Below are 24,514 nucleotides of genomic sequence, written 5' to 3' on the forward strand. Positions count from 1 at the left end.
CCGGTGCGTTGTCATTCGGTGCGGCGCCAGCTGCGCAGCTTGTGCCCGCTCACGGCGTACCACAGGATCATCAAGTAGCACGGCAGCAGCAGCCAGTACGCGGCGCGCGGCGTGGCGAGGTCGGACAGGTGGCCGTACAGCAGCGGCAGCACCGCGCCGCCGCAGATGGCCATGATCAGCAGCGCCGACCCGCTGGCAGTGTAGCGGCCCAGCCCCTGCAGCGCCAGCGGCCAGATGGCCGGCCATACCATCGCGTTGGCCATGCCCAGCAGCGCCAGGCACATCACGGTATCGGGCACCGGCGCGATGCCGGTCCAGCCCAGCAGCGCCGCCGCGATGGCGCCGTCCCGCGTGGAACCGGTGACCACGCCGATCGTGAACACGATGCCGGCCAGTGCCGACAGCAGCAGCGCGCGCTGCTGCGACAGCCAGCGCGGAATCGCCACCGCGCCGACCAGGTAGCCGAGCACCATGCACACCATCGTGTACGACGTCAGCACGCCGAAATTGGCGACGCCCAGTTCATGGCCGTACAGGCCGATGGTGTCGCCGGCAATGACTTCCACGCCGACGTAGGCAAACAGTGCCAGCGCGCCCAGCACCAGTTGCGGGAATTGCAGCACGCCGGTCTTTGCCACCTGAGCTCCCTGCCCTGCCTGCGCGTCGGGCGCATCCTCCTCGGGCGCGATATCGCGCAGGCGGGAGAAATGGATGAAGACCATGATGGCGAACAGCAGCGCCGCCATGCAGGCATACGGGAACACCAGCCGCTGCGCCAGCCCGGCGCGCATCGCGGCGCGCGCCGCCGGCTCCAGCGTGGCCAGCGAGGCATGCGAAAACCGGTCGATATCGGCCAGCATCAGCGACGTGAAGATCAGCGGCACCACCACGCCGGCGCCCTTGTTGAACAGGCCCATGATGCTGATGCGCATGGCGGCGCTGTCGCGCGGACCGAGGCAGACGATGTACGGATTGATGGCTGTCTGCATCAGCGTCATGCCGGTGGCCAGCGCGAACAGCGCGGCCAGGAACAGTTCGTAGCGCGTGCTGTGCGCGGCGGGAATGAACAGCAGCGCGCCGATGCCCATGATGCCCAGGCCGATCGTCATGCCGCGCTTGTAGCCCGTCCTGCGCAGTACGGCGGCCGACGGCAGCGCCATCACGGTATAGGCGATGTAGAACGCGAACGTCACCCACAGGGCCTGGAAATTGTTCAGGTCGCAGACGATCTTCAGGAACGGCACCAGCGATCCGTTCAGCCACGTGACGAAGCCGAGGATGAAGAACAGCAGCCCCACGAACAGCATGCCGGCCACCACCTCCCGCGTCGAATGGCGGGCGGGCCCGCCGGCGGTGTCGATGCTCATTTCCACGGCGTGCGCTCCGATGGCGTGGCCGGTACGGCGCGGTGAAACCTGGTCGGTTGCTGCATGCGACTCCCCTGTGTTGTCGGTGAACCATGTTGTCCGGGAATCATGCTAGCAGTAGTACCGCTTTAAGACCAGTGGCAAGTGGTATGCACGCCCCCGGCCTCGGCCAACGGCAGGTGGACAAGCTGTCAAGACGTAAAAGCAACAGGCGACGCAGGGAATGAGGCTCGGCACGGCGAATACCGGTAAACTGGCAGATATTGCCCAAAATCATCATTCTCATTCATGCCCATGATTATCCGCGCCTCCATCGGTACCCGCCTCACGCTGGCTTTCGGCATCATCGTGCTGGTCCTCGCCGGCATCACGCTGCTGAGCATTTCGCGCCAGTCGTCCCTATACGACGATATCGACCTGGTGGTCCGCGACCGCTATTCGAAAGTGGTATTGGGCACGCGCGCACTGGACGGCATCCAGGAAGCGGCTACGACGATGCGCAGCCTGCTGATCGCCGACGATCCCGCGCAACTGCAGGCCGAGCGCGCCCGCCTGAAGGCGCGCGATGCGGAAGCCACGGCAACGCTGCGCGATTTCGAGAGCCGGATCACCACGGACAAGGGCCGGGCCGGCATGAAGGCCGTCATGGCGGCGCGCGAGCGCTACGAGGCGGACCAGGCGCGCTTCCTCGCACTGCTGGCGGACGGCAACAAGCCGGAAGCGACGCAACTGCTGCTCGGGCCACTGTCCGTCAGCCACGGAACCTACATGGACCTGGTACACAATATGAACCGCCTCGGCGGCGAACTGATGGAAAAGAGCGCCGTGCAGGCCGGGCAGACCTATGCCAGCGGCCGCACGCTGACGCTGGTGCTGGCCGGCGCCGGGCTGGCCTTCGCCGCGGCGATGGCGTACTGGCTGCGCCGCAGCATCACGCTGCCGCTGCGCGAGGCTGTCGACATCGCCAACACAATCGCCGCGGGCAACCTGTCGCGACGCATCGTCGCCGGTTCCGACGATGAAACGGGCCAGCTGCTGCGCGCGCTGGCCACGATGAGCGAGAGCCTCGGTGGCATCGTGCGCGATGTACGCGCCAATGCCGATGCGATCTCCGGCTCGGCAGGCGACATCGCCCACAGCTCGCACGACCTGTCGGGCCGCACCGAACAACAGGCCAGCTCTCTGGAAGAAACGGCATCGTCGATGGAAGAACTGACCAGCACCGTGCGCCAGAGCGCGGACAATGCCCAGGAAGCGAGCCGCATTGCCCGCAAGGCGGCCGAAGTGGCGGCCCAGGGCAGCGCCGAAGTGGCGCAGGTAGTGGAGCGCATGGGCGACATCAGCGCATCGTCGCGGCGCATCGGCGACATCACCGGCGTCATCGACGGCATCGCTTTCCAGACCAACATCCTGGCGCTGAACGCTGCCGTGGAAGCGGCGCGCGCCGGCGAGCAGGGCCGCGGCTTCGCGGTGGTGGCCAGCGAGGTGCGCAACCTGGCGCAGCGCTCGGCCGCCGCGGCAAAGGAAATCAAGGCGCTGATCGAGGAATCGGCCGGCAAGGTCGAGGCCGGCAACCGGTATGCGGGTGAAGCGGGCCGGACCATGTCGGCCGTGCTGGCCGAGATCGAACGGGTCTCGGCGCTGATGGTTGAAATCGGCAATACCAGCCGCGAGCAGAGCGACGGGATCGACCAGGTCAACCAGGCCGTGATCGCGATGGACCAGGTGACGCAGCAGAATGCCGCGCTGGTCGAACAGGCCGCCCACGGCGCCGAGGCGATGCAGCAGCGCACCCGGGACTTGCTGGCGGCCGTGGGGCGGTTCTCGGTGGAGGACGAGCAGCCGGCACGGCGGCTGGCCCTGGCGGCCATCTGAAACACGGCCATCAGCCTGGCACCTGGGCCTTGGTCACGTACGACTGCTTCCGCCCCATTGCGGACCATGCACTCTTGCAGGATGTATCGACGCGGCGCGGGGCCACATTTACATGTTGATAGCGCGGACCAGGCGCACGCCCCATTCCTCGTCGGGGTTGGTCGTGCCGTCCCCAAGGCGTTCCTGCATTACCGCCACGCCGAGGTCTCGGCGCTTCGGCAGCCTGTCTCGCTCCGCCGCATCCAGGGCAGCGCCGATCTCGGCATAGGAAAGATCGGTGCAATAGGCTGGCGCGCCGGGCTGCTGGCGCCACGAGTCCGCGAGCGAGCCGGCGTCGAAGGCATCGAGACCGGTATCGTTGACCAGCGACATGGCTACCTCGCGGTCGTGATCTCGATCCGCGGCCACTGGAATGGCGATCCGGTCGGATGCTCCGGCAGGCTTTGCCTTCCTGGCCAGGGATGCCGAGCCAATCGCATTCCAAGCCTTGGCGATCGGGCGACCAAGCTGCTCGGCGACCCACAGGCTCTCGACCTGTCCTTGCTCGATGGCGTCGATCTTTTCGTCGCGGAACGGATAGTAGTTGGATGTATCGATCACCACTGTCCTCTCCGGGAGGCGAGCGACCAGGGGCGCGACGCCGGGAATGCGGTTAAGTGGAATGGATAGAATGACTGCGTCCACATCGACGAGTGCGTCCTCGGTGGTCACGGCACGTGCACCGGAGGACAGAAGCTGCACATCAATCGTCTCGGGACCACGCGAATTGGCGACTTTTACGTCATGCCCGGCCTGGCTCAAGCGCACGACGAGCGTCTTGCCGATATGTCCTGTTCCCAAAATGCCGATTTTCATAAATTTCCTCTCATGGACGTGTAATGCTTTGACAGTTGACGAAGCAAGATAATGTGGCCGGTCATATTGCTTATGGCGCCTGACAGGCCGAGAGCTACCCAGGTTATTTGACCTTGGCAGCGGTCTTCAGCGGCGCGTACTCGACAGGCACCCAGGAATACCCGATAGCCTCTTTGCGCACATGGCCAAGCCCGGGGAACGGATGATGGGCCGCGGCCACGAGCCATTTCTGCTGAGTGGCTTCCGCCAGGATCTTCCGGCGTGAGGCGACCGCTTCTTCGGAAGCGACGTCGACTTCGATCGTCACTTCCGGGTGTGGCAGCTGGACTGCATGGAAATGCACGATGTCACCCCAGACCAGAAGTTTCTCCGCGCCGGAGTCGACAAGGTAGGACGAGTGGCCCGGCGTATGGCCGTTGGAAGGCACCACGGTGACACCCGGCACGATCGTGTCGCTGCCGGTGAACGTCTTGAACCGGCCTTGCGCCGCATACGGTGCGACTGCGGCCTGCGCCATCTTCAGGAACACATGCTGGCTTGCAGGCAGTTTGGATGCCGACGACTGCTTGAGCCAGAAGTCCGCATCCTTGCGGTCGGCCCAGATGGTCGCATTTGGAAACGCCGGCTTGCCACCCGGTGTCGTGATGCCGCAGGCGTGATCCGGGTGCAGGTGCGTCAGCAGCACGGTATCGACGTCCGCAGGATCGTAGCCGGCCAGCTTGATGTTGTCGACCAGGCGCCCCACCGTCGGGCCGAAGCAATCCGACGAGCCGGAATCGATCAGGATGAGGTTGTCCTTGGTATGGACGAGATAGGCGTTTACCGCGGTCTGCACCGTGGAGTTCTTTGCCTGGAACAGCTTGGCGATGTGGACTTGAATCTGCTGTTGGGTCATTCCCGACAAGTCCTTGGGATCCAGATCGAGATAGCCATCGTAGACTGCCGTGACCACCGCGTCACCGACCTGTTGCCGGTAAAAGCCCGGGGCCTGCTCGCTTTGCACCGGTGCCGCGGCATGGGCCGCCGTGGCACCGATCAGCGAGGAAATGACCAGGTTGGAGAGCAGATTGCGCGCGTGGATCCCGAATTTCTTACTCATGGTTCTGCTTTCATAAACGATTGATCGACCGTTGATGCATTCAGCTACAACGTTGATAGCAGTCTAAATCCGGTGTCTAATTCCAGTAAGTAGATCCCTGGATGAAGACTTCATCCTCCAGCTCTACAATGCGTCGCACTTGGCATTGAAAATATCAGAACGCGCGGCGGCCAGCTGGGTCAGCGCATCGACGGTCACTTTCACCTTCGGTTGCATGTGCCACGTCTTCTGCCAGATCACGTGGATCGGCATCGAGGCGCCGGAAATTTCCGGGAGCACTGGCACCAGCGCTCCAGACTGGATCGCTTCACCGGCTAACCAGACAGGAAGCTGTGCCAGTCCAGCACCGCGGATACACGCCTCCAGAAGCGCGTCGCCGTCTGTCAGCTCATGCCGTGCCGATACCTCGTGTCGTTCGAATTTCCCTTGCTCGTCCTTCAACAGCCAGGCAGGCCTGGCGCCACGTCGCCACCCGGTCAGGCAATCGTGCTGGAACAGATCGGCATAGGACAGCGGTACGCCCCTGCGCGACAGGTATCCGGGCGAGGCGCACGTCATCAGATGCTGCTCGCCCAGCCGGCGGGCGATCAGATCGGGGTGGTCACCCAATTCGCCGATACGAACAGCCAGGTCGATTCCTTGGGCGACCATGTCGACAGGCTGATCCCGCAAGGTGACGTCCAGGTCCAGCTTCTCGTAGCGCTCCGCAAGATCCAGCAACGTTGGAACGATGTGGCGGCGTCCAAAGGTCGTCGGCAGGTCCACACGCACCCGACCTATCGGGTGCTGGTGACCAGTCGCAAGGAATGACTCGGTCTGCTCGAGCTCCTCGAATACGCGGCGGCAGCTCAGCAAATAAGCCTCCCCCTCGCCTGTCAGGTCGATCCGGCGCGTCGTACGGTGCAGCAGCTGCACACCCAGCCGCGCCTCCAGCTTGGAGATGCTCTTGCCGACCGCAGAGCCGGTAATGCCGAGCTGCGCAGCAGCCGCAGTCAGGCTTCCTTTCTCAACGGTCAGGACAAATTCGCGGATGCCTACGAAACGATCTTCCATGGAGGATTATGGACTGTGGGGCTGGAAAGCCTGGAATTTTACCTACTTATTCCGCTTGCCGGGATCGACTGGACTTTCCAGATCCGCCGCATGCATCGACAGCGCCTGAGGCCGCAGCTACCAGCGAAGAAGGAACAAGCAATGCCAGCAGACACACCAGCAGGTCTGGGCGTTTTGGCTCGCTCGACGGCTCGCCGGACCTGCTGCCAAAACCGGCCCATGGGAAAATCCCGACGATCGTGACGGGACGCAGCCGCCAGGACCTGGAGTGGATCGCGCGCCATGCGGCTTCTCGCCGGCCAGCACGCAACGTGCTGCGGGAGCTGTCGGAATTCGTTCTGCCGGCATTTCCTTCGAACTGACGATCGGATCACGGCCACCCGCCCGGCCCATTCTGCCGGGTGGGGTGACGTCGCGCAGCGATCCACATTCAGGCCGTTGCCCGGGTGCCGTCACACCGGCAAGGCTCAGCCCGATCATGCCCCTGACGATTCATGACATCGGACCGCTTGCGACGGCCCGGCCATGGGTCAGGATGCGATGTCGATGACGATCTTGCCCAATGCCTTGCCGGCTTCTTGTGCATCGTGGGCGGCATGGGCATCCGCCAGCGTGTAGCGCTTCTGGTCGACCAGCGGCTTGAGCTTTCCTTCTTCCGCCAGGCGGGTTGCTTCGCGCAGGATTTCACCATGATGGGCGCGCCCTTCTCCACTGAGCATCGGCAGCAGCACGAAGATACCTGACAGGGTCACGCAGCGCAGCGAGCCAGGAGCCAGGTTGTGTTCGCTGAACGCATAGCAGCTGAGCACGTGACCGTACGGCTTGGCGGCGACAAGCGAGTCGTCGAGCGTCTGTCCACCGACCGTATCATAGACAACGTCGAAGCCAACCCCGTCCGCATACTGCGTAACGTAGTCGGCCACCTTCGTCGTCCGGTAGTCGATCGGCGTGGCCCCGTAGCTCCTGACGATGTCGTGCTTGCCGCTTGAGGCGGTGGCGTAGACCGCGGCACCGAACGCGCGTGCGATCTGGACTGCGACGTGACCGACGCCGCCAGCGCCTCCCTGGATCAGCACGCGCTGGCCGGCATGCACACGAGCCCGGTCGACGAGGCCTTCCCACGCTGTCAAAAACACGAGGGGCAGTGCTGCGGCCTCGCGCATGCTGAGGTTCTTCGGCTTCGGCGCCAGCAGGCGTGCGTCCACCGCTGCGAACTCGGCGAGGGTCCCAGGCATGCCGCGTACGCCGCCGGTCAGGCCGTACACCTCGTCACCAACCTTGAAGCCGGTGACGTCGGGGCCGACGTCGACCACGACGCCGGCCAGGTCGGTGCCAAGGATGGCAGGCAGCTCCGGCTCCGCGTACGGGGCGGCTCCCCTCCGAATCTTGTAGTCGATCGGATTGACGCCGCTTGCAAAAATCTGCACCAGGACTTCGCCGGCGCCAGGCACTGGCCGTGGGACCCGGGCGTCGCTGAATTGTCCGTTGGCGTAATCGTTCAGCACGAGCGCGCGCATGGTTTGGGTGGTCATTGATGGGCTTCCTTTAACAATGGTTCTTGGAAATAAAATGAGGTGTGGAGTAATATTGATCGATACGGCCCCACAAGTAAATTAGGCACTTTTTCGAACCATAGGCACCCAAGAGTAACCATGACCACTCCTACCGTCCGCCAACCACCCGACCCGCTGGTCGTTAGCGAAACGTGTTTGCCGCGACGCATCCATATGCTGCTCACACCGAAGTGGACGTCGATGGTGATCTACGTGCTCAGTTTCGGCCCACTGCGTACCGGACAGCTACAGCGCAGCATGCCGGGGATCTCCAAGAAGATGCTGACCCAAACCCTGCGGGAACTGGAAGGAGACCAGCTTGTCGCGCGCAAGGTGCGCCAGGTGGTGCCGCCGGCGGTCGAGTATTCGCTGACCGGGCTGGGACAGAAATTCGTCGAACCCTTGCTGGCACTTTACGATTGGGCGGAAGCCAACGCGACGTTGCTGGACACTGTGGAGCGTAACAGGGCCGCGTCTGGACGCGCTATATCGCCCCGGAATGAGGAGTGATCGCCGCACTGTGGGCGCCGGCTGCACCACCCCGGCAATGCAAACAATGAAGTAGAGGTGACGATGGAGCTCTTTCAATCAATGCGCCTGTTCGCCAAGGTGGCACAGCTTCAAAGCTTCACCAAGGCCGCCGAGTCCTTGCAGATCGGCCGGCCGCAGGTCACGCTGGCCATCAACCAGCTCGAGGCGTCGCTGGATGTACGACTGTTCCAGAGAACGACACGCAAGGTCAGCTTGACTGCCGAAGGGGAAGCCTTCCTGGCCAAGGTTGAAGAGATTCTCGGCGGGGTCGAGGAAGCGGTGGCGATGTTTCAGGCTCCGGGGAACGCCGTTAGCGGGCGGCTCCGGATCGATATCCCTTCGGCGTTTGCCGTAGAGGGCTTCATGGCGTCGGTCAGCCAGTTCCGGAATGCGTACCCCAGGTTGTCGATCACGCTGGGGGTCAGCGATCGCTCGGTCGACCTCGTCGCCGAAGGGGTCGATTGCGTGCTGCGCATCGGCGAACTGCCGAATTCCAGTCTGGTGGCTCGCCGCCTGGGTGCGCTCGTGATGATTACCTGCGCAGCGCCGGGCTATCTCGAGACAGCACCGGCGCTCGAGCAACCGGACGATCTTGACCGGCATGGATGCGTCAATTTTCTGTCAGGAATCAGCAAGCGCACGCTGCCATGGCACTTCCGCCAGAATGGGACGAGCAGATCGCTGCTACCTGACAGCTCGATGCTGGTGAGTGACGCAGCCGCCTATGTCCAGTGCGCCCGCTCCGGCTTCGGTTTGATTCAAGTGCCGGGAATTCTGGTGGATCGGTATCTTCGCGATGGGACGCTGGTTGAGGTCCTGGCGCAATACCGTCCCGCCCCGCGCCCTGTCTCGCTGGTCTATCCCAGCCGGTCGCATGTTGCGCCACCGCTGCGGGCATTCTCGGACTGGCTTCAACAGCACTTCCTCGCGATCGACCGCACCTGGCTTGAGTAATCGGGGAATGAACAGGTAGCGTCGTCCCCTGCACGGCCAACAGCCCCGCAGCGGGGGCTTCCGGACGCACATGGCTGTGCGCCGGCAAGACTTACAGCCTGACCGTTACAGCCTGACCACGATCTTGCCGAACTGCGCGTTGGACTCGAGGAAGCGGGTGGCTTCGACGATCTCATCGAACGGGAAGACCCTGGCAATCTGCGGGCTGAACTTTCCAGCGCTCAGACCTTCGCTGATGAAGGTCTTGGCGCGGGCAAGTTTCTCGTCATCGGCCGTGACTTCGATAAATTCGTAGCCGCGGATCGTTGTGTGCTTGCCCAGCACGTGCAGCACCGGCACCGGGGTTGCGTCGCGGCTCAGTGCACCATAGATGAACACGATGGCATCCTTGCTCGTCGCCTTGACGATATTTTCGAAGTCGGGGCCACCTACCGGATCGAAGACCACGCGTGCACCGGCGCCGCCGGTGATGCGCATGATCTCCGCAGTGATGTCGTCCAGGCCGGTCTGCAGAATGTGGGCGAAGCCTGCCTGCCTCAGTGCATCGGTCTTCTCGCCATTGCGGGTAATGGCGATCGGGGTGGCGCCGACGGACGCGGCGATCTGCATCGCGGCCAGCCCCACACTGCTCGACGCCGCCGACAGAACCACGAAGTCGCCTTTGCCCAGGTTGGCCAGGTCGATCAGTGCGCCCCAGGCAGTGGTGAACGGCATCCAGGTGGCGGCTGCGGCTTCATAGCTTACGCCAGCCGGATTCTTGACCACGGCGCGGGCCGGGGCGATCACGAGATCGCCATACAGGCCGTACTGGTCGAACATGAAGGCCGGGATGACGGCGACCGAATCGCCGACTGCCAGACCGCTTACCTCCGGTCCGACAGCGTCGATCACGCCCGATGCCTCATAGCCCATCGTGGCCGGGAAGGTGGGCTCGATCACGTAGCGACCGGAGCGGTACATGCTCTCGGCGCGGTTCAGGCCCAGCGCGCGGACGCTGATGCGTACCTCGCCGGCCTTCGGCTCGGGCGTGGGTACCTCGTCGATTTGCAGAACTTCAGGACCACCGGTTTTGTGAAAACGAACATGACGTGCCATAACTCTTCTCCTGCTTTCGATATGCCGTCAAGGTGACGGAATTGGTAATTGACGGATCCGCTTACGCCAGCGTCGAAGGACGGCGAGGTAAGCTGGACACCGGCAAACTATAAAGAGGTGTTCGATCGTCGAGAAGATCGGCTGACGGCAACTGATTGTTTCCGGAATTGATAACTATCGCCACAAGGATGCGTTATTACGCACGGTGGGGCCTGATCGCTGACGGGCCGCTGTTGGCCCAGCCTGTGTAAAAACGTGGCGTCAACAGCAGCGCCCGCAATTTTACCGATGCAAAACTCAAGCGCAGGATGGCCGAGATCGAGGCAAACATCAGTCGCTACCTGGCAGAACTTGACACGGCCGACCGGCACGAACCGACTACCGCACAGGCGAAAAGCGTTCGCCTGAACGACAAGATCGCAGCGATGAAATCGCCAATGGCTACGCTGAAGGAAATTGAAGCGAAGCTGATAGAGACTGGGGAAACGCAGATCTCGCTAACTGACCCGGACTCGCGCTCGATGATGATGCGCGGTTCAGGAATTGTTGGCCACAACGTGCAGACTGCGGTCGACGCCAAGCATCATTTGATCGTAGAGCATGAGGTAACCAATACCGGCAGCGACCGCGACCAATTGTCTGGCATGGCCAAGAAAGCGCGCACTGCGATCGGCACGACGACATTGACGGCAATTGCGGATCGCGGCTACTTCAAGGGGGAACAAATCCTGGCTTGCCACGAAGCTGGAATCTGCACTTTGGTGCCGCCTACGAAAACCTCCGGCGCCAAAGCCGACGGTCGGTGCGACAAGGCCGATTTCATCTACGACCCGCAAAAGAACGAGTACCGCTGCCCGGCAGGCGAATCCCTCATATGGCGCTTCGCAAGCATCGAGAAAGGCATGACGAACCACCGGTACTGGAGTTCGAACTGCAAGGGCTGTCCGCTCAAGGACAAATGCACGCCAAGCCCGCAACGACGCATAACGCGCCGGGAACATCAGGACGTGCTCGATGAGATGCAGGCGCGTCTTGAGCAGACGCCGGATGCGATGCGAATCCGGCGCTCGACTGTCGAGCATCCGTACGCAACCATCAAGGCATGGATGGGAGCGACACACTTCCTGACGGAAGGCCTGGAGGGTGTGAAGGCTGAGATGAGCCTGCACGCGCTCGCCTATAACTTCAGGCGTTTGATGACGATTCTCGGGGCTGAGAGGATGCTGGCAGCGATCAGGGCATACGCCCATTTTGTGACGCTCCCAAGCCTGCTTGAGGCGCTTTCCGTGCTGGTCTTGCTGAAAACACCCAAATCGGTCTACGAAGGCTGGAACGCTTCCGTTTATTCCAGAATTAGCCCTAGTCCGAACAATTCGGCTCCCAGCCCTTCGTTGTAAGTTTTTACACGCTCTGGGCTGATTGCGGAGTACTGTAGAGTCCGCTAACGCCCCCAAGCGGATCTCTCATGCTGCCTAGGTCTGCGCCTAAGAACCAGCAGCTATTTGGATAAGCTAATTTCGGAAAGTATTAAACTCAGTTTTTTTACGTCTACAGGCTTTGTGAAATGATGGTCAAAGCCAGCGGCGAGAGCTTTTTCTCGATCGTTTTTCTGGCCGTAGCCGGTGACTGCAATTAGCACCGCATTCGCTGTGGTAGGCTGGGCACGAAGTCGTCGGGCCAATTCATGTCCGTCCATTTCTGGTAGTCCAATATCAAGCAGGCAGACGTCCGGTGCTTCCCGGCTCGCTCGTTCCAAGGCTCGCCTCGCTTCGTTTTCCGCAGCCACTTGATGACCCGATGCTTCCAGGATCATACTCAACATTGCTGCAGCATCGACGTTGTCGTCAACTACCAAAATTTTTAGATGCGACCCGTCTTGTAGAGGGTGACCGCCGCCGTGTTCGACTGGCGCTTCCAAATTCTGATGAATTCGCGGCAGGACCACGGTAACTCTGCTGCCATTACCGATCCCTTCGCTTGCAGCAGAAACTTTCCCGCCGTGCATTTCAACGATGCTTTTGACCAATGCCAGCCCTAGCCCCAACCCACCGGAGGAACGGTCCGAACTGCGTTCTGCCTGCGCAAAAAGATCAAACACGTGATCGAGCAGTTCTGGCTCCATGCCAATTCCATCATCCGTAGCTTCCAAAATCACATGCCATTCCTGCACTTCGATTCTCAAAGCAATATTTCCGCCTTCTGGGGTGTACTTGGCCGCATTGTTGAGCAGATTTGCAACCACCTGCACCAAGCGCTTTTTGTCGCCTCTGACAAGCGCAGTTTGCGGAGCGATATGTAAAGTCAAGTGATGATGCTTTGATTGGATAAGTGGATTTGCCTGCTCGACGGCGTCAGGCACCACATGGCGCACATCCAGAGTTTTATTTTCGAGCTCGGCTAAGCCGCGTGTTACTCGTGACACATCCAGCAAGTCATTGATGAGATTAGTCATATGGGTGGCTTGCCGACTGATGATTTCACCGATCTTTCGTACCCGCTCCTCATCCTGCCTCACTAAGGCCAAGACGTCTGCCCCTGCGCTAATAGGCGCAAGAGGATTCCTCAATTCATGTGCCAACATGGCTAAAAACTCATTCTTACGAACATCCTCAGCCCTTAATCGTTCATTCGCCTGCTGACGTTCCTCCCCAATGGTTTTCAGCTCTTGAATATCGATGTTTACGCCTTGAAGCATGTACGGATCGCTTGGTCTTTCCTGATGCCATTCTGCACGCGCAGCAAACCAACGATACGTGCCGCCTTTCTCGTGCATCAACATTTCAATATGGACCGAGTCACGATGGGCGCCGGCATATGCACTTTCGAGTTGGTCTTTCACCACGTTCCGCTGATCTGGATGGATGAAATTTAACCACTGTACAAACGTAATTGTGGCGTCATCGCCAGTGTGACCTAACAGAGATAAGAAGTTTTTGCAAACGTCCATCTGCCCCTTCTCAGGATGCCACGTCCATGTGCCTGCATTAGCAGCTGATAGCACTCGCCTGGTCTCTTCCTTTTCTTTGACACAGCGCTCGAGAAGTTTATGTTCTGTCAGGTCGAGTGTAATTTTTGAGAACCCAATATGTTCGCCAGCTTCATTGCGCAAGGCTGTGAGTAAAACCCTAGCCCAAAACACGCTGCCGTCCTTACGTTGCCGCCAACGCTCTTCCCTGAAGAACCCATTTATTAGTGCTTCGTGCAGGTTATGGTCCGCCCATCCCAGAGCCTTGTCTTCATCTGTGTACAGCAATGACAAGTGACTACCGATCGCATCTTCTGCGGTAAACCCTTTAATTTGTTCCGCTGCACTATTCCAGCTTTCTATGACGCCATTAGGATCTAGAAAAAAAACCGCTGCTTCCTTAACTTCTTCTATCATCAACCGGGTTAATTCAGCCAGCTGGTTGGGCGGGAGCGATGAGACTGCATACGGCTTGATCATATCTTTGCGCGCCTTTTGATTTCAGATAAGATAGTATGATCGTATTGCATGACACTTATTGGCAAAATGATCTCGTCAATAATCCAAGGCGATCTCATGCATAAGCAGATTAAATTTTAATGGCTGAACCTGACTGGCGCGGAATTTCTGATCGTGGCGCTCAGCGGGGTCAAAACCGGCGCTTCGATACTAAGCATGCAAAAGTATCAGCGTACGAGGTGGGTGTGTTTTTTGCAAATGTGCGCGGGGTTAAAATACCCTCATCAGGTTGTAGGTTAAATCGCACATAGGGCACGATTGGACCTCTTTCCGTTAGATGAGCGATGCCCTTGACCGAGATGGGCGCTGCCAGACCGGTCGTTACGACAAGGGCAAAGGTCCCGCTTCTGGCCGATCTCGGCCGTTCGCCGCAACATAGCGTCCATACTGTTGGACAAACTGCCCAGGCTGGGCAGCGAGAAGTGATGAGGTACGCCTTCGAAGCATAGGCAAGTGCGACACAGATGTCGAAGGACCGCTTCTGGCCGATTGCTGCCGTCAAGTGCACGGCGGCTTCCACCCCAGAGCATTCATTCCCAAATTACTTCTTGACACTGCGCACTCGCCTGACTTGTACAATCCCGGTTTTCCTTAAACAGAAGCCGGGGCGCTGTGCAAGAACTTTGGGATTATTACAGGCATCTGGCGGCGGACTTACCGTCACAGGGGCCGGGATTCAGTGCAGTCGTCATGCGTGATGCGGAAACGGTGTTTGAAATCCATCACGGGCTCGCTTCGCTCGAACTGAAAGTGCCGCTGTCGCGCGATTCAGCCTACTACCTGGCGTCCGTATCAAAGCAGTTCACCGCGGCCTGTGTCATGACCCTGGTCCATCACGGCATTGTCAGCCTTGACGACGACGTTTGCACTTATCTGCCCGAGCTGGCGAAGTTCGAACAAGCATTCCCCTTGCGAACCTTATTGAACCATAGCAGCGGGATCCCGGACTATTTCCAGTTTCTGCAATGCCAGCTGGGACGTCATGAAGCCGACTACTTCAATAACGACACGATCCTGAAAATAATCGCGTGCATGGACACGGTCGAGTGTCCAACGCACACCGAGCACCGCTACAGCAACAGCAACTACATCCTGCTTGCTGCCCTGGTCGAGCGCCTCGCCGGGATCCCGCTTACAGACTACGCCAGAGAAAACCTGTTTGCGCCTGTCGGCATCCATCGCTTGACCTTCGATGACGACCGGTTCGCTGTGATCGAACACCGCGTAACCAGTTACGAGTCGGACCGGTCGCGCCCGTTCGGCTACAAACAGCACCTCGGTAACGCCAACACGGTCGGCGATGGCGGCATCTATGGCAGCACCGCAGAGCTCTCGCGATGGGAAATGGAATGGCATCGCCAGTGGTCGGACAGTTCCAGCCTCGTGCATGCCATGCTGCAGCCCTCGCCGCTGCTGGACGGAACGGTACCTGACTATCGATTCGGGTTGGAGGTGACGCAAAGGTTTGGACAGGAAGTGGTGTTCCACAGCGGTAGTCTTTGGGGATTTGGCAGTTTGATCGTCAGACTCCCGCAAATCCGCACATCGATCATTCATCTGGCCAATTGCCAGCGTACCCGGCCGGACATGGATCGGATACTTTCCGCCGCGCTGAAGTAGCGCGCGAGTCGGATCAGTCGCTATGCACGCATCGGTCAGGCTTGCTGCGCCCGATCCCCGATCCGGAACTCGCCCACCAGCGCCACCAGCGTGGCCGCCTGGTGCTTCAGGCTTTCGGCCGCGGCAGCCGCTTCCTCGACCAGCGCGGCGTTCTGCTGCGTCACGCCGTCCATCTGGCCGACCGCCTGCGTGACCTGGCCGATGCCGCCGCTCTGCTCCACGCTGGCCGCCGCGATCTCGGCGATGATGCCGGCCACGCCGCGCACGCTCGCCACCACTTCCTCCATCGTGGCGCCGGCGCCCTGCACCAGCGCGCTGCCGCGTTCCACCTGGGCCACGGACTCGCCGATCAAGGCCTTGATCTCCTTCGCCGCGGCGGCGCTGCGCTGGGCCAGGTTGCGCACCTCGCTGGCCACCACGGCGAAACCGCGGCCCTGTTCCCCGGCGCGGGCCGCTTCGACGGCCGCGTTCAGCGCCAGGATATTGGTCTGGAACGCGATGCCGTCGATCACGCCGATGATGTCGGCCACCTTGCCCGACGAGGCATTGATCGCCGCCATCGTCTCGACCACTTCGGCCACCGCCGCGCCGCCGCGCGTGGCCACGCCGGACGCGCTGTCGGCCAGCTGGCGCGCCTGCGCGGCGTTGTCGGAATTCTGGCGCACGGTGCTGGTCAGTTCTTCCATCGACGCCGCCGTTTCTTCCAGCGCGCTGGCCTGCTGTTCGGTGCGCGCCGACAGGTCGGCATTGCCCTGGCTGATCTCGGTGCTGGCGACGGCCACGCTGGCGGAACTGTCGCGCACCCGCGCCAGCACGCTCTCGATCTTGCCGACGAAGACGTTGAAGCCGTTGCCGATGACAGCCAGCTCGTCGTTGCCGTCGACCGCCAGGCGCTTCGTCAGGTCGGCATTGCCGCCGGCCAGCTGCGCCATCGTTGCGGACAGGTCGCGCAGCGGGCGCATCAGCCGGCGCAGCGTGAACAGCATCAGGAAGGCCGCGATAACTGCGCAGGCGGCCGATGCACCGGCCGTATACATCAGCAGATGGTGCGCCGGCGCGGTCGCCACGCTTTTCGGGAACGACAGGCGCACGGACCAGGGAGCGGCACCGCCTTCCAGGCGCAGCGGCTCCACCAGGTGCACGATGCCGTCCACCTCGTACTGGAACGGCTGGCCGGCACGCACGGCGGCCAGCGCCTCGGCCGGCATGTCGCCGGCCTTCTTGCCGTTGCGGGCCGCATCCGGGTGGCTGGCGTACAGCCCTTCGTTCGACACCAGCGACAGGCGGCCCTGCTCGACCGTCTTCATGCCGGCCAGGATCTCGCCCAGCTTCGTCAGCAGCAGGTCGCCGCTGACCACGCCCTTGACCTCGCCGTTCGCGACGACCGGCGCCATCAGGGATGTCATCAGCACATCCTTGCCGTCCACCGGATACGCGACCGGTTCGGTGAAGTAGCGTTTGCCGGTCTTTTTCGGGATGTCATACCAGTCGTTGGCGCCGGGCTTGTCGCTGAAGGTGATCGGTTCGACGTGCAGGCGGCCATCGGCCTGGCGGGTGTAGTACGGCATGTAGCGGCCGGTCGCGTCGAAACGGGGCTTCCGGCCGGCGAATTCGGCGTCCCGGCCATCGAGCGCGTTCGGCTCCATCGTCACCGAGGAGCCCATCAGGTCCGGCGAACCGCGCAGCATGGCCTGCGCCGCCTCGTCGACCTGCTCGCGGGAGAGGTTGCGGCCGGCGGCCAGCGTGGCGCCGACGGTGCCGGCCAGCGTCGACGTGGCGGCGAAATTCGTTTCGATGCGGCCCGCCAGTGTGGCCGCGGCCCCGGCGGCCGACGTCCGGGCGAGCTGCATCGCGGCCTGCTCCGCGCTGTCGCGGTTGCGGATGCCGGTGATGGCTGCGACGAGCGCCAGGCTGACGATGACCAGCGTGGTCGCGGCGGTGCCGATGCGGGCGTTCAGGGACAGGTTGTTCAGGATTTTCACTGATGCGGGTTCCGTGAGAGAGTGCGAGTCGGAAGGCGGTTCAGAAGCGGGATCAGAAGGCGCGGTCAGAAGGCGCGATTCAAGCCGACGATGGCCGTTGCCTTGGCCACGTTGGCAAGGCGGATGTTCCCGGCCGCATCGGGCATGCCGGTCGTATAGCTCTTGTAGATGTTCGTCCTGCCCCACGCGCGCGTTACCGCGACGGTCGCGCTCCAGCCGCCGCCCAGGTCCTTCGTGACGCCCGTCTTCGCGTCGCGCCAGTTCCAGATGCCGTTGCCGGCACCGGCCACGCGGCCATTGCCGGCGTGCAGGTTCAGCGTCCAGCCGTTGCCGAGACCGGGATTGGCACCCACGTCCAGGTAGCCGGTACCGCGCGAATCCGGAATGCCGAAGAACATCGCGCTGACGGTGCGGTAGTACCTTGCATACGCGGCGCGCCAGGTCACCCCCAGCGCCAGTTCGGCATAGTTGAAGCGGTCGCCGGTGGCGCTCATCCGGGCGCCCGGGTAGGCGTAGTAATACGCCATCACGCTGTAGCCGATGGCACCGGCACTGCCGCTGTAGCCGCCGTACAGGTCCCACTCGGCACGGCCCTCTTCCATGAAGCTGTCGCTGACCGTGGACGCCCAGGTGCCGGCGGACCAGCCGTCCGGCCGCACGTAGTCGACGCCACCCTGCACGGCGGGCTTGCCCCAGGTCTGGCGGATGCCCCGCGAGACATATTGCGACACGACGCCCGCGTTCGCGGACCATTGCGGCGCCGGCGGCTCGCCGGCGGTTTCGGCAGCCTGGACAAGGGGCGCCTGTAGCGTGGCCGCACACGCGGCAAGGCAAAGCACGGGCAGGAGCGCACGGCTCCGGTATGGGCGTTGAATCATTGGATGTCGGGCAAGGGGCGGCGGATCTGCCGCGGGATCGGTGGCGAGATGTAGCCACACGGCAATAATAGCGCCGATCCGTGGCTATCGTCGTGAAAGCTGCCCTTTTGTCCACGGCTTTTTTGCCGCGGTGCGACGCCGATGCAACAAACCGGTCAGCCGATTGATCGGCCCGCTCTTCTCCGCGGCGGGCACGGTCGGCTACACTCGGCCGTTATCTTGACCCGGAGACACTATGCAAGCACGCCCCCTCGCGCAGTCCGCGCTTTTGCTGACGGCACTGGCCGCGCCGGCGCTGCCGGCCGGTGCCGCCGCGCCGGGCGGCCTGGCGATGCCCGACATGCCGCTGCACGATCCGTTCGTGGTGGCCGACAAGGCCAGCGGCACGTATTACCTGTACACGTCGAACGTGCCGTCGGTGAGCGGCGAATGCGGCACCGGCATCATGGCTTACCAGAGCCGCGACCTGAAAACGTGGACGACGCCGAAAGTGGTGTTCCGCCTGCCCGAAAACTCGTGGGCGAACGGCGGCGCCTGGGCACCGGAAGTGCATGCGTGGCGCGGCAAGTATTATTTGTTCACCACGCTGCACAACGAGGCGGCAAGGATCGCCGCGCCGTCGGCCTCGGGCTGGCCGGCCTACCGGCGCGGCACCGTGATGGCGGTGGCCGACCGCCCCGAAGGCCCGTTCACGGTGGCCAACGGCGGCGAGCCGGTGGCCCCGGCAGGCCTGATGACGCTCGACGGCACGCTGTACGTGGACCGCGCCGGCAAGCCGTCGTATGTGTATGCCCACGAGTGGATCCAGGCCGGCGACGGCACCATCGAGGCGCTGCCGCTGACGCAGGACCTGAAACCGGCGGGACCGCCGAAACTGCTGTTCAAGGCGTCCAGCGCGCCGTGGTCGAACGGGCAACGGCCGGTGGCGCCGGACGGCACGCCCGCCAAGGCCAATGTCTACGTGACCGACGGCCCGCAACTGTACCCGTCGAAGGATGGCAGCCTGCTGATGCTGTGGTCGAGCTATGACCGCAACGGGTACGTGCAGTCGGTGGCCCGCTCGGCATCCGGCGAACTGGCCGGCCCGTGGGAACAGCTCGAGCCGATCGTGCGCCGAGATTCCGGCCACGGCATGCTGTTCGACACGTTCGACGGCAAGCGCATGCTGGTGGTGCACCGGCCGTTCAAGAACGCGCGCGGCAAGCTGTACGAAGTGCGCGACGCGGGCGGCAGGATCGAGGTCCTGAACCAGCGCGTGGACCTCGACGGCGACCACGCGATGGCACCGTCGCCGCCGCCGAAACGGGACCACTGCAAGCCCGCGCAGTAAGCGGCAAAGCGAGAGGCGCGGTAAGGGGCGTTTACCTGCCTACAGCGCCAGCGCCAGCGGCTTGCCGCTACAGCGTCAGCGGCTTGCCATTGACGCGCACGTTCTCCAGCCGCAGGCCGGGCGCACCGGTGGCGTCCAGCGTGCCCGTCCCGAGCGCGACGTCGATATCCTTGAGCAGGATGTCGCCGATCTCCGTCTGGCCCGGATTCGGCGCGATCTTGCCGAACGTGCCGAAGCGCCCCTTGATGCCGACCAGGCTGACGTTGCGCACGATCGACTTCGGCGGCGGCGCGCCTTTCAGGTTGAAATACTGCGTCCACGGCCGGATGGCCACGATCAGCCCGCTGTCCGAATCGAGCGTCAGCCCGCGGAAGTGGATGTCCTCGTAGTGCTGCGGCGTATCGGCGCGCAGCTTCAGCACGGCCACGTTCTGCACCCGCGGCCCGACCCGGCAATTCTCCACCAGCACGTCGCGCACCAGCGTGGCTTCGCTGCCCAGCGTCATCACGCCATGGCCGCGCCGGAACTCGCAGTTGCGTACGCGGATGTGCTCGACGGGCGGGCTGTCCTTGTCTTCGAGGGCCTGCGGGCCTTTCGATCCCTTGGCGGCGATGCAGTCGTCTGTGACGGAAAAATAGCAGTCCTCGACGGTCACGCGCTGGCAGCTGTCCAGGTCGATTCCGTCGGTGCTGGGCGCCTGCTTGTAGTCGTCCGGCACCTCGAAGCGGGCGCCGCGCACCGTCACGTCCTGGCAGCGGTACAGGTGCAGGTTCCAGAACTGCGAATCCTTGAACGTGACGCCTTCGACGGTAACGCCGCGCGAACGCTCGATCAGCGCCAGGCGGGCGCGCGGCACGCCGATGTTGGCGAAGTTGTGCGGATCCGGCGCCGCCTTGCGCAGCTTCCAGAACAGGTCCCAGATCGGCCGGCCCGCACCGTCGAGGGTGCCGGCGCCGGTGATCTTCAGGCCGTCGCAGCCGTTCGCATTGATCAGCGCCGGATTGAAGCTCGGCGCGAAATGCCCCTCGATGCGCGTGCGCTGCGCCGGGAAGTGGCGCATGTCCGTCGAGCATTTCAGCACTGCGCCCTGCTCCAGGTGCAGGTGCACCTTCGGCTTCAGGAACAGCGCCCCGCTGACGAATACGCCGGGCGGCACCACCACCGTGCCGCCGCCCTGCCCGGCCACGTGGTCGATGGTCTTCTGGATCGCGATGGTATTGACGGTCCGGTCGTCGGCCAGCGCGCCGAAGTCGGTGATCGCGGCCCGCCGTGGCTGGGCCAGCGAGGCGCAGGCCGGCAGTGCCAGCATTGGGGCCGCCAGCAGCGACAGGGCGACGCCGCGGCGGGCGGTGGAAGGGTGGGACATGCCGGCTCTCCGATGGACAAGACAGGGCATGGTAGAGCCGGCCGCCCCGGCAGGCCAGCGCTGCACCGAATCACTCAGGAACTTGATCGGTGCCGCCGCGCGGCCTCGTTTGCGCTAGAACCTTGCGCTAGAACCTTGCGCTAGGACCTGGCGCTAGCCCTTGCGCTGCAGGTAGCCGTGCATGCCCAGCCAGCGGGTGAAGCCGTCGAACCATCCGGTGCTGGTGGTCGTCTTCGGATACATGCCGAAGCCGTGGCCGCCCTGCTCGTACAGGTGGAATTCGACGGGGCGCTTGGCGGCGCGCCAGCTGTCGACCAGGCCATAACCGGCGTTGGCGAAGAACGGGTCGTCCGCCGCCAGCGCCACGAACAGCGGCGGCGCATCGGGCGGCGGTGTGACCGGCGTCAGCGGACCATAGATGTTGGCGATGAAGGCCGGCTTGGCATCCTGGCCATGCAGCGCCGTGGACAGCGTCAGCATGGCACCGGCCGAGAAGCCGGCCATGCCGATGCGGTCGCGATCGATGCCCCACTCCGCCGCGCGGGCACGCACCAGGGCGAAGGCGGCGCGGGCGTCGGCGATCTGCGGCGCCAGTTCGACGGCCGGATTCTGCTGCGGCCGCGGGCGGGCGGCGCCGGAAAACATCTCGGCCATGCTGCGCTCGAACGCGGGCATCTCGGCCGGTGTCTGGACCAGGCGGTATTTCAGCACGAACGCGGCGACGCCCTTGTCGGCCAGCGCGCGCGCCACGTCCCAGCCTTCGTTGTTCATCGACAGCGTGCGGAAGCCGCCGCCGGGTGCCACGATGACGGCGGCACCGGTCGCCTTGGCGCGGGCCGGCAGCACCGGCGTCAGCGTGGCGACGGTGACGTTGCGGGCGAACACGCTGCCGTACTGGCGGTGCCACGATTCCTGCACCTTCGCTCCCGGCAGCGGGCCGGTGTCCAGCACGATCGCATCCGGCTGGGCCGGGGCCGCGATCGGCGTCATCCGGTCGTCCTGCGCCATGGCCGGCGTAGCGAACGCACAGGCCAGCAGCAGTGCGCCGGCGGCCATTCTTGCCGCCAGCGGAACCGGGCGGCGTTTTGTCTCCATGCAAATCTTGGCTTGCATTCGATCTCCTCTCGAGGTTCCGGCCGTGCCTGGCTGGCATGGCCGGTCAATCAGGCGTTCAGGACAGCGCCGTGATCGCGTGCCGTCCGGCCCACCAAGGTAGCGCAAACAGATACACCACCGTGGATGAATGGTCGCATAATCGCGCCCCGAAAGATAGCGCAAACATCAACAGTGGAACTTCCGTCGCGGCAGCGCCGGCGGGCCGCGATACCGATTCGGGCATCCTTGCGCGGGCAAATGTGATTGGTGCGCGCGGCGCCTGCGATGGCACACTCCCCGCACTTCCACGACCTCCGGATGCCATGCCTTACCGTTTCGTTTCCCTGATCGCCGCAGCCCTCCTCGCCCTGCCCGCCGGCGCCGCGCCGGTGTTCGACAATCCGCTGGTGCAGCAGCGCGCCGATCCGCACGTGACGCTGCAGCCGGACGGCTACTACTACCTGACCGCCACGGCGCCCGAATACGACCGGATCGAGGTGCGCCGCGCGCGCGACCTGAACGGCATCGGCAAGGGAGAGAGCAAGGTGGTGTGGCGCAAGCACGCGGCCGGCCCGATGAGTGCCAGCATCTGGGCGCCGGAAATGCACCGGATCGATGGCAAGTGGTACATCTACTTCACCGCAGGCCGTGCCGACGCACCGATGGACATTCGCCTGTACGTGCTGGAAAACGCGGCCGCCAATCCGCTCGAGGGCACATGGAAGGAGCGCGGGCAGTTGAAGACGGGCTGGGAAATATTCGCGCTCGACGCCACCACGTTCGCCATCGGCGGCAAGCGCTACCTGCTGTGGACCCAGCGCCCGCCCGCGTCGGACAAGCACATGACCGCCGTGTATATGGCGGAGATGGACACGCCGCTGTCGATCACCGGTGCGGCAACCCTGCTCACGACGCCCGAGCACCCGTGGGAAAAGATCAAGTTCGACGTCAACGAGGCGCCGGCCGTGCTGGTGAAGAACGGCCGCGTGTTCGTCACCTATTCCGCCAGCGCGACCGATGCGAACTATGCGCTGGGCATGCTGACGGCCGATGCCGGCGCCGACCTGCTCGATGCCCGTTCATGGTCGAAGTCGGCCCGCCCCGTCTTCGCCAGCAGCCAGGCCACCGGCCAGTACGGCCCCGGGCACAATTCGTTCACCACCACGCCGGACGGCAAGACCGACATCCTGGTCTACCACGCGCGCTCCTACGAACACATTCCCGGCGACTCATTGCACGATCCGAACCGGCATACGCGCGCGCAGGCCATTGCCTGGCGCGCGGACGGTACGCCGGATTTCGGCGAGCCGGTGGCGGACAAGGCGGCGGACAGCAGCCGTCCCTGATGGCGCCCCGGCTTGGCGCGAACAGCGCCTGAACCAACGCAGGCTTTTCAACGGTACTTCCGGCTATTTCATGGCGCTGAAGGTCTTGCGCCAGTCCCTCGGGCTGACCTGGAACCGCTTCTTGAAATGCTGGCGGAACGAGGTCGGCGTCTGGAACCCTGCCATACCCGCAATCCTGTCGATCGACAGCGATGTCGTTTCCAGCAGTTCGCGCGTCCGGTGAAGGCGTTCATTGACCAGCCAGTCGACCAGTGTCATGCCCGTCGCCTTGCTGAAGTGGCGGGTAAAGGTGCGGCGGCTCATGGCAGTACGCTCGGCCAGGTCGTCGATGCTGTGTGCCCGGTCGAGGTTATTGCGAAGATAGTCGAGCAGGATGTTGAGCTGCGCATCCTGGGTGGACGCGGCGACCGGCTGCTCGATGAACTGGGCCTGGCCACCCTCGCGGTGAGGCGGTATGACCATCGTGCGCGCCACCTTGTTGGCCACGCGGGCACCATAATATTCGCGCACCAGGTACAGGCAGCAATCGAGTCCGGCGCCGGTGCCCGCCGACGTGATCAGCTTGTCCTCCTCGACATACAGCGCATTCATATCGAGCTTGACACGCGGGAAGCGCCGGCAGAAATCCTGCTCCGCCATCCAGTGCGTGGATGCCCGCTTGCCGTCGAGCAGGCCGGCGTACGCCAGCGGATAGGCGCCATAGCATAGTCCCACCACGTGCGCCCCCCTGGCGTGGGCGCGCGTCAGCACACCCACCAGATCGTCACCGGGGCGGGCGTCCAGGTCGTGCCACCCGGGTACCACCAGGATATCGGCTGTTTCCGCCAGTTCCAGCCCGCCATCAGGATGCACCGTCAACGCACGCTCGGCGCTGAGCGAGTCCGCGCCCGACGAGACGATGCGCAAATCGAACAGCGGCCCTTCCGGCTGCGCGGCGCTGAAGACCAGGTAAGGCACCGAGAAGTGGAACGGGCTGAAGCTGGCATAAAGGATGAGGGCAACGACCGGAGGCTTTTTCTGCATGATGGCCG

At 63.3% G+C, this 24,514-nt stretch carries 18 protein-coding genes and 1 pseudogene; 7 read left to right on the forward strand and 12 right to left on the reverse strand.

The features are described from left to right. Nucleotides 1-11 precede the first annotated feature (11 nt). The gene (locus FHS02_RS30010; protein ID WP_137312176.1) at nt 12-1,367 is read right to left on the reverse strand and encodes a sugar MFS transporter; all 1,356 of its coding nucleotides are present in this window, start codon (nt 1,365-1,367) and stop codon (nt 12-14) included. 288 nt (nt 1,368-1,655) lie between these two features. Between FHS02_RS30010 and FHS02_RS32015 the strand changes: the two genes are divergently transcribed. After that, entirely contained in the window at nt 1,656-3,242 is a 1,587-nt protein-coding gene (locus tag FHS02_RS32015; RefSeq protein WP_137312175.1) for a methyl-accepting chemotaxis protein, read from the forward strand. A 108-nt stretch (nt 3,243-3,350) separates the two neighbouring features. Here the strand turns inward: FHS02_RS32015 and FHS02_RS30020 are convergent, their stop codons facing one another. The 4 genes from FHS02_RS30020 to FHS02_RS30035 form a co-directional block, all read right to left on the reverse strand. Continuing rightward, on the reverse strand, nt 3,351-4,217 hold the full coding sequence (locus tag FHS02_RS30020) for an NADPH-dependent F420 reductase (protein WP_308700807.1): 867 nt from the start codon (nt 4,215-4,217) through the stop codon (nt 3,351-3,353). Continuing rightward, nucleotides 4,201-5,196 carry an MBL fold metallo-hydrolase gene (locus FHS02_RS30025; protein WP_137312173.1) on the reverse strand — a complete coding sequence of 332 codons (996 nt, stop codon included), beginning with the start codon at nt 5,194-5,196 and terminating at the stop codon, nt 4,201-4,203. The genes FHS02_RS30020 and FHS02_RS30025 overlap by 17 nt, the downstream gene beginning before the upstream one ends. 123 nt (nt 5,197-5,319) lie before the next feature. Further along, nucleotides 5,320-6,249, reverse strand: coding sequence for a LysR family transcriptional regulator (locus tag FHS02_RS30030; RefSeq protein ID WP_137312172.1), 930 nt, complete (start codon nt 6,247-6,249; stop codon nt 5,320-5,322). Between the two features lie 530 nt (nt 6,250-6,779). Then, complete coding sequence (locus FHS02_RS30035) at nt 6,780-7,781, reverse strand: zinc-dependent alcohol dehydrogenase family protein (RefSeq protein WP_137312171.1); 1,002 nt, start codon at nt 7,779-7,781, stop codon at nt 6,780-6,782. A gap of 120 nt (nt 7,782-7,901) precedes the next feature. Between FHS02_RS30035 and FHS02_RS30040 the strand changes: the two genes are divergently transcribed. Both FHS02_RS30040 and FHS02_RS30045 read left to right on the forward strand, forming a co-directional pair. Further along, the gene (locus FHS02_RS30040; protein WP_137312170.1) at nt 7,902-8,312 is read left to right on the forward strand and encodes a winged helix-turn-helix transcriptional regulator; all 411 of its coding nucleotides are present in this window, start codon (nt 7,902-7,904) and stop codon (nt 8,310-8,312) included. Nucleotides 8,313-8,375: 63 nt separating this feature from the next. Then, entirely contained in the window at nt 8,376-9,287 is a 912-nt protein-coding gene (locus FHS02_RS30045; protein WP_175424671.1) for a LysR family transcriptional regulator, read from the forward strand. A 105-nt stretch (nt 9,288-9,392) separates the two neighbouring features. Here FHS02_RS30045 and FHS02_RS30050 read toward each other — a convergent pair whose 3' ends face one another. Continuing rightward, on the reverse strand, nt 9,393-10,382 hold the full coding sequence (locus tag FHS02_RS30050; protein WP_137312169.1) for a zinc-dependent alcohol dehydrogenase family protein: 990 nt from the start codon (nt 10,380-10,382) through the stop codon (nt 9,393-9,395). A gap of 254 nt (nt 10,383-10,636) precedes the next feature. On the opposite strand from FHS02_RS30050, the pseudogene FHS02_RS30055 reads away from it, so the two are divergent. Continuing rightward, nucleotides 10,637-11,623 (forward strand): annotated as a pseudogene (locus tag FHS02_RS30055) (IS1182 family transposase); the annotation flags it as partial. Between the two features lie 257 nt (nt 11,624-11,880). On the opposite strand, the gene FHS02_RS30060 reads toward FHS02_RS30055, so the two are convergent. Further along, a complete protein-coding gene (locus FHS02_RS30060; RefSeq protein WP_137312167.1) occupies nt 11,881-13,827 on the reverse strand; it encodes a hybrid sensor histidine kinase/response regulator in 1,947 nt (648 codons plus the stop codon). Between the two features lie 651 nt (nt 13,828-14,478). Between FHS02_RS30060 and FHS02_RS30065 the strand changes: the two genes are divergently transcribed. Next, complete coding sequence (locus tag FHS02_RS30065) at nt 14,479-15,486, forward strand: serine hydrolase domain-containing protein (RefSeq protein ID WP_137312166.1); 1,008 nt, start codon at nt 14,479-14,481, stop codon at nt 15,484-15,486. 35 nt (nt 15,487-15,521) lie between these two features. On the opposite strand, the gene FHS02_RS30070 is transcribed toward FHS02_RS30065, so the two are convergent. Both FHS02_RS30070 and FHS02_RS30075 read right to left on the reverse strand, forming a co-directional pair. Further along, entirely contained in the window at nt 15,522-17,468 is a 1,947-nt protein-coding gene (locus tag FHS02_RS30070) for a methyl-accepting chemotaxis protein (protein ID WP_307722185.1), read from the reverse strand. Nucleotides 17,469-17,533: 65 nt separating this feature from the next. Continuing rightward, complete coding sequence (locus tag FHS02_RS30075; protein WP_137312165.1) at nt 17,534-18,346, reverse strand: TorF family putative porin; 813 nt, start codon at nt 18,344-18,346, stop codon at nt 17,534-17,536. 235 nt (nt 18,347-18,581) lie between these two features. On the opposite strand from FHS02_RS30075, the gene FHS02_RS30080 reads away from it, so the two are divergent. Continuing rightward, complete coding sequence (locus FHS02_RS30080; RefSeq protein ID WP_137312164.1) at nt 18,582-19,676, forward strand: glycoside hydrolase family 43 protein; 1,095 nt, start codon at nt 18,582-18,584, stop codon at nt 19,674-19,676. A gap of 67 nt (nt 19,677-19,743) precedes the next feature. Here the strand turns inward: FHS02_RS30080 and FHS02_RS30085 are convergent, their stop codons facing one another. Both FHS02_RS30085 and FHS02_RS30090 read right to left on the reverse strand, forming a co-directional pair. After that, complete coding sequence (locus FHS02_RS30085) at nt 19,744-21,042, reverse strand: glycoside hydrolase family 28 protein (protein ID WP_175424670.1); 1,299 nt, start codon at nt 21,040-21,042, stop codon at nt 19,744-19,746. A gap of 153 nt (nt 21,043-21,195) precedes the next feature. Continuing rightward, the gene (locus tag FHS02_RS30090; protein WP_137312162.1) at nt 21,196-22,155 is read right to left on the reverse strand and encodes an alpha/beta hydrolase; all 960 of its coding nucleotides are present in this window, start codon (nt 22,153-22,155) and stop codon (nt 21,196-21,198) included. 305 nt (nt 22,156-22,460) lie between these two features. On the opposite strand from FHS02_RS30090, the gene FHS02_RS30095 reads away from it, so the two are divergent. Then, nucleotides 22,461-23,483, forward strand: a complete 1,023-nt coding sequence (locus FHS02_RS30095; RefSeq protein ID WP_137312161.1) for a glycoside hydrolase family 43 protein — start codon at nt 22,461-22,463, stop codon at nt 23,481-23,483. A 63-nt stretch (nt 23,484-23,546) separates the two neighbouring features. Here FHS02_RS30095 and FHS02_RS30100 read toward each other — a convergent pair whose 3' ends face one another. Then, nucleotides 23,547-24,506 (reverse strand): GlxA family transcriptional regulator, encoded by a 960-nt coding sequence (locus FHS02_RS30100; protein ID WP_137312160.1) that lies wholly within the window; start codon nt 24,504-24,506, stop codon nt 23,547-23,549. Nucleotides 24,507-24,514: the final 8 nt, after the last annotated feature.

Source organism: Pseudoduganella umbonata (genome assembly GCF_014192225.1).
GTDB lineage: Bacteria > Pseudomonadota > Gammaproteobacteria > Burkholderiales > Burkholderiaceae_D > Rugamonas > Rugamonas umbonata.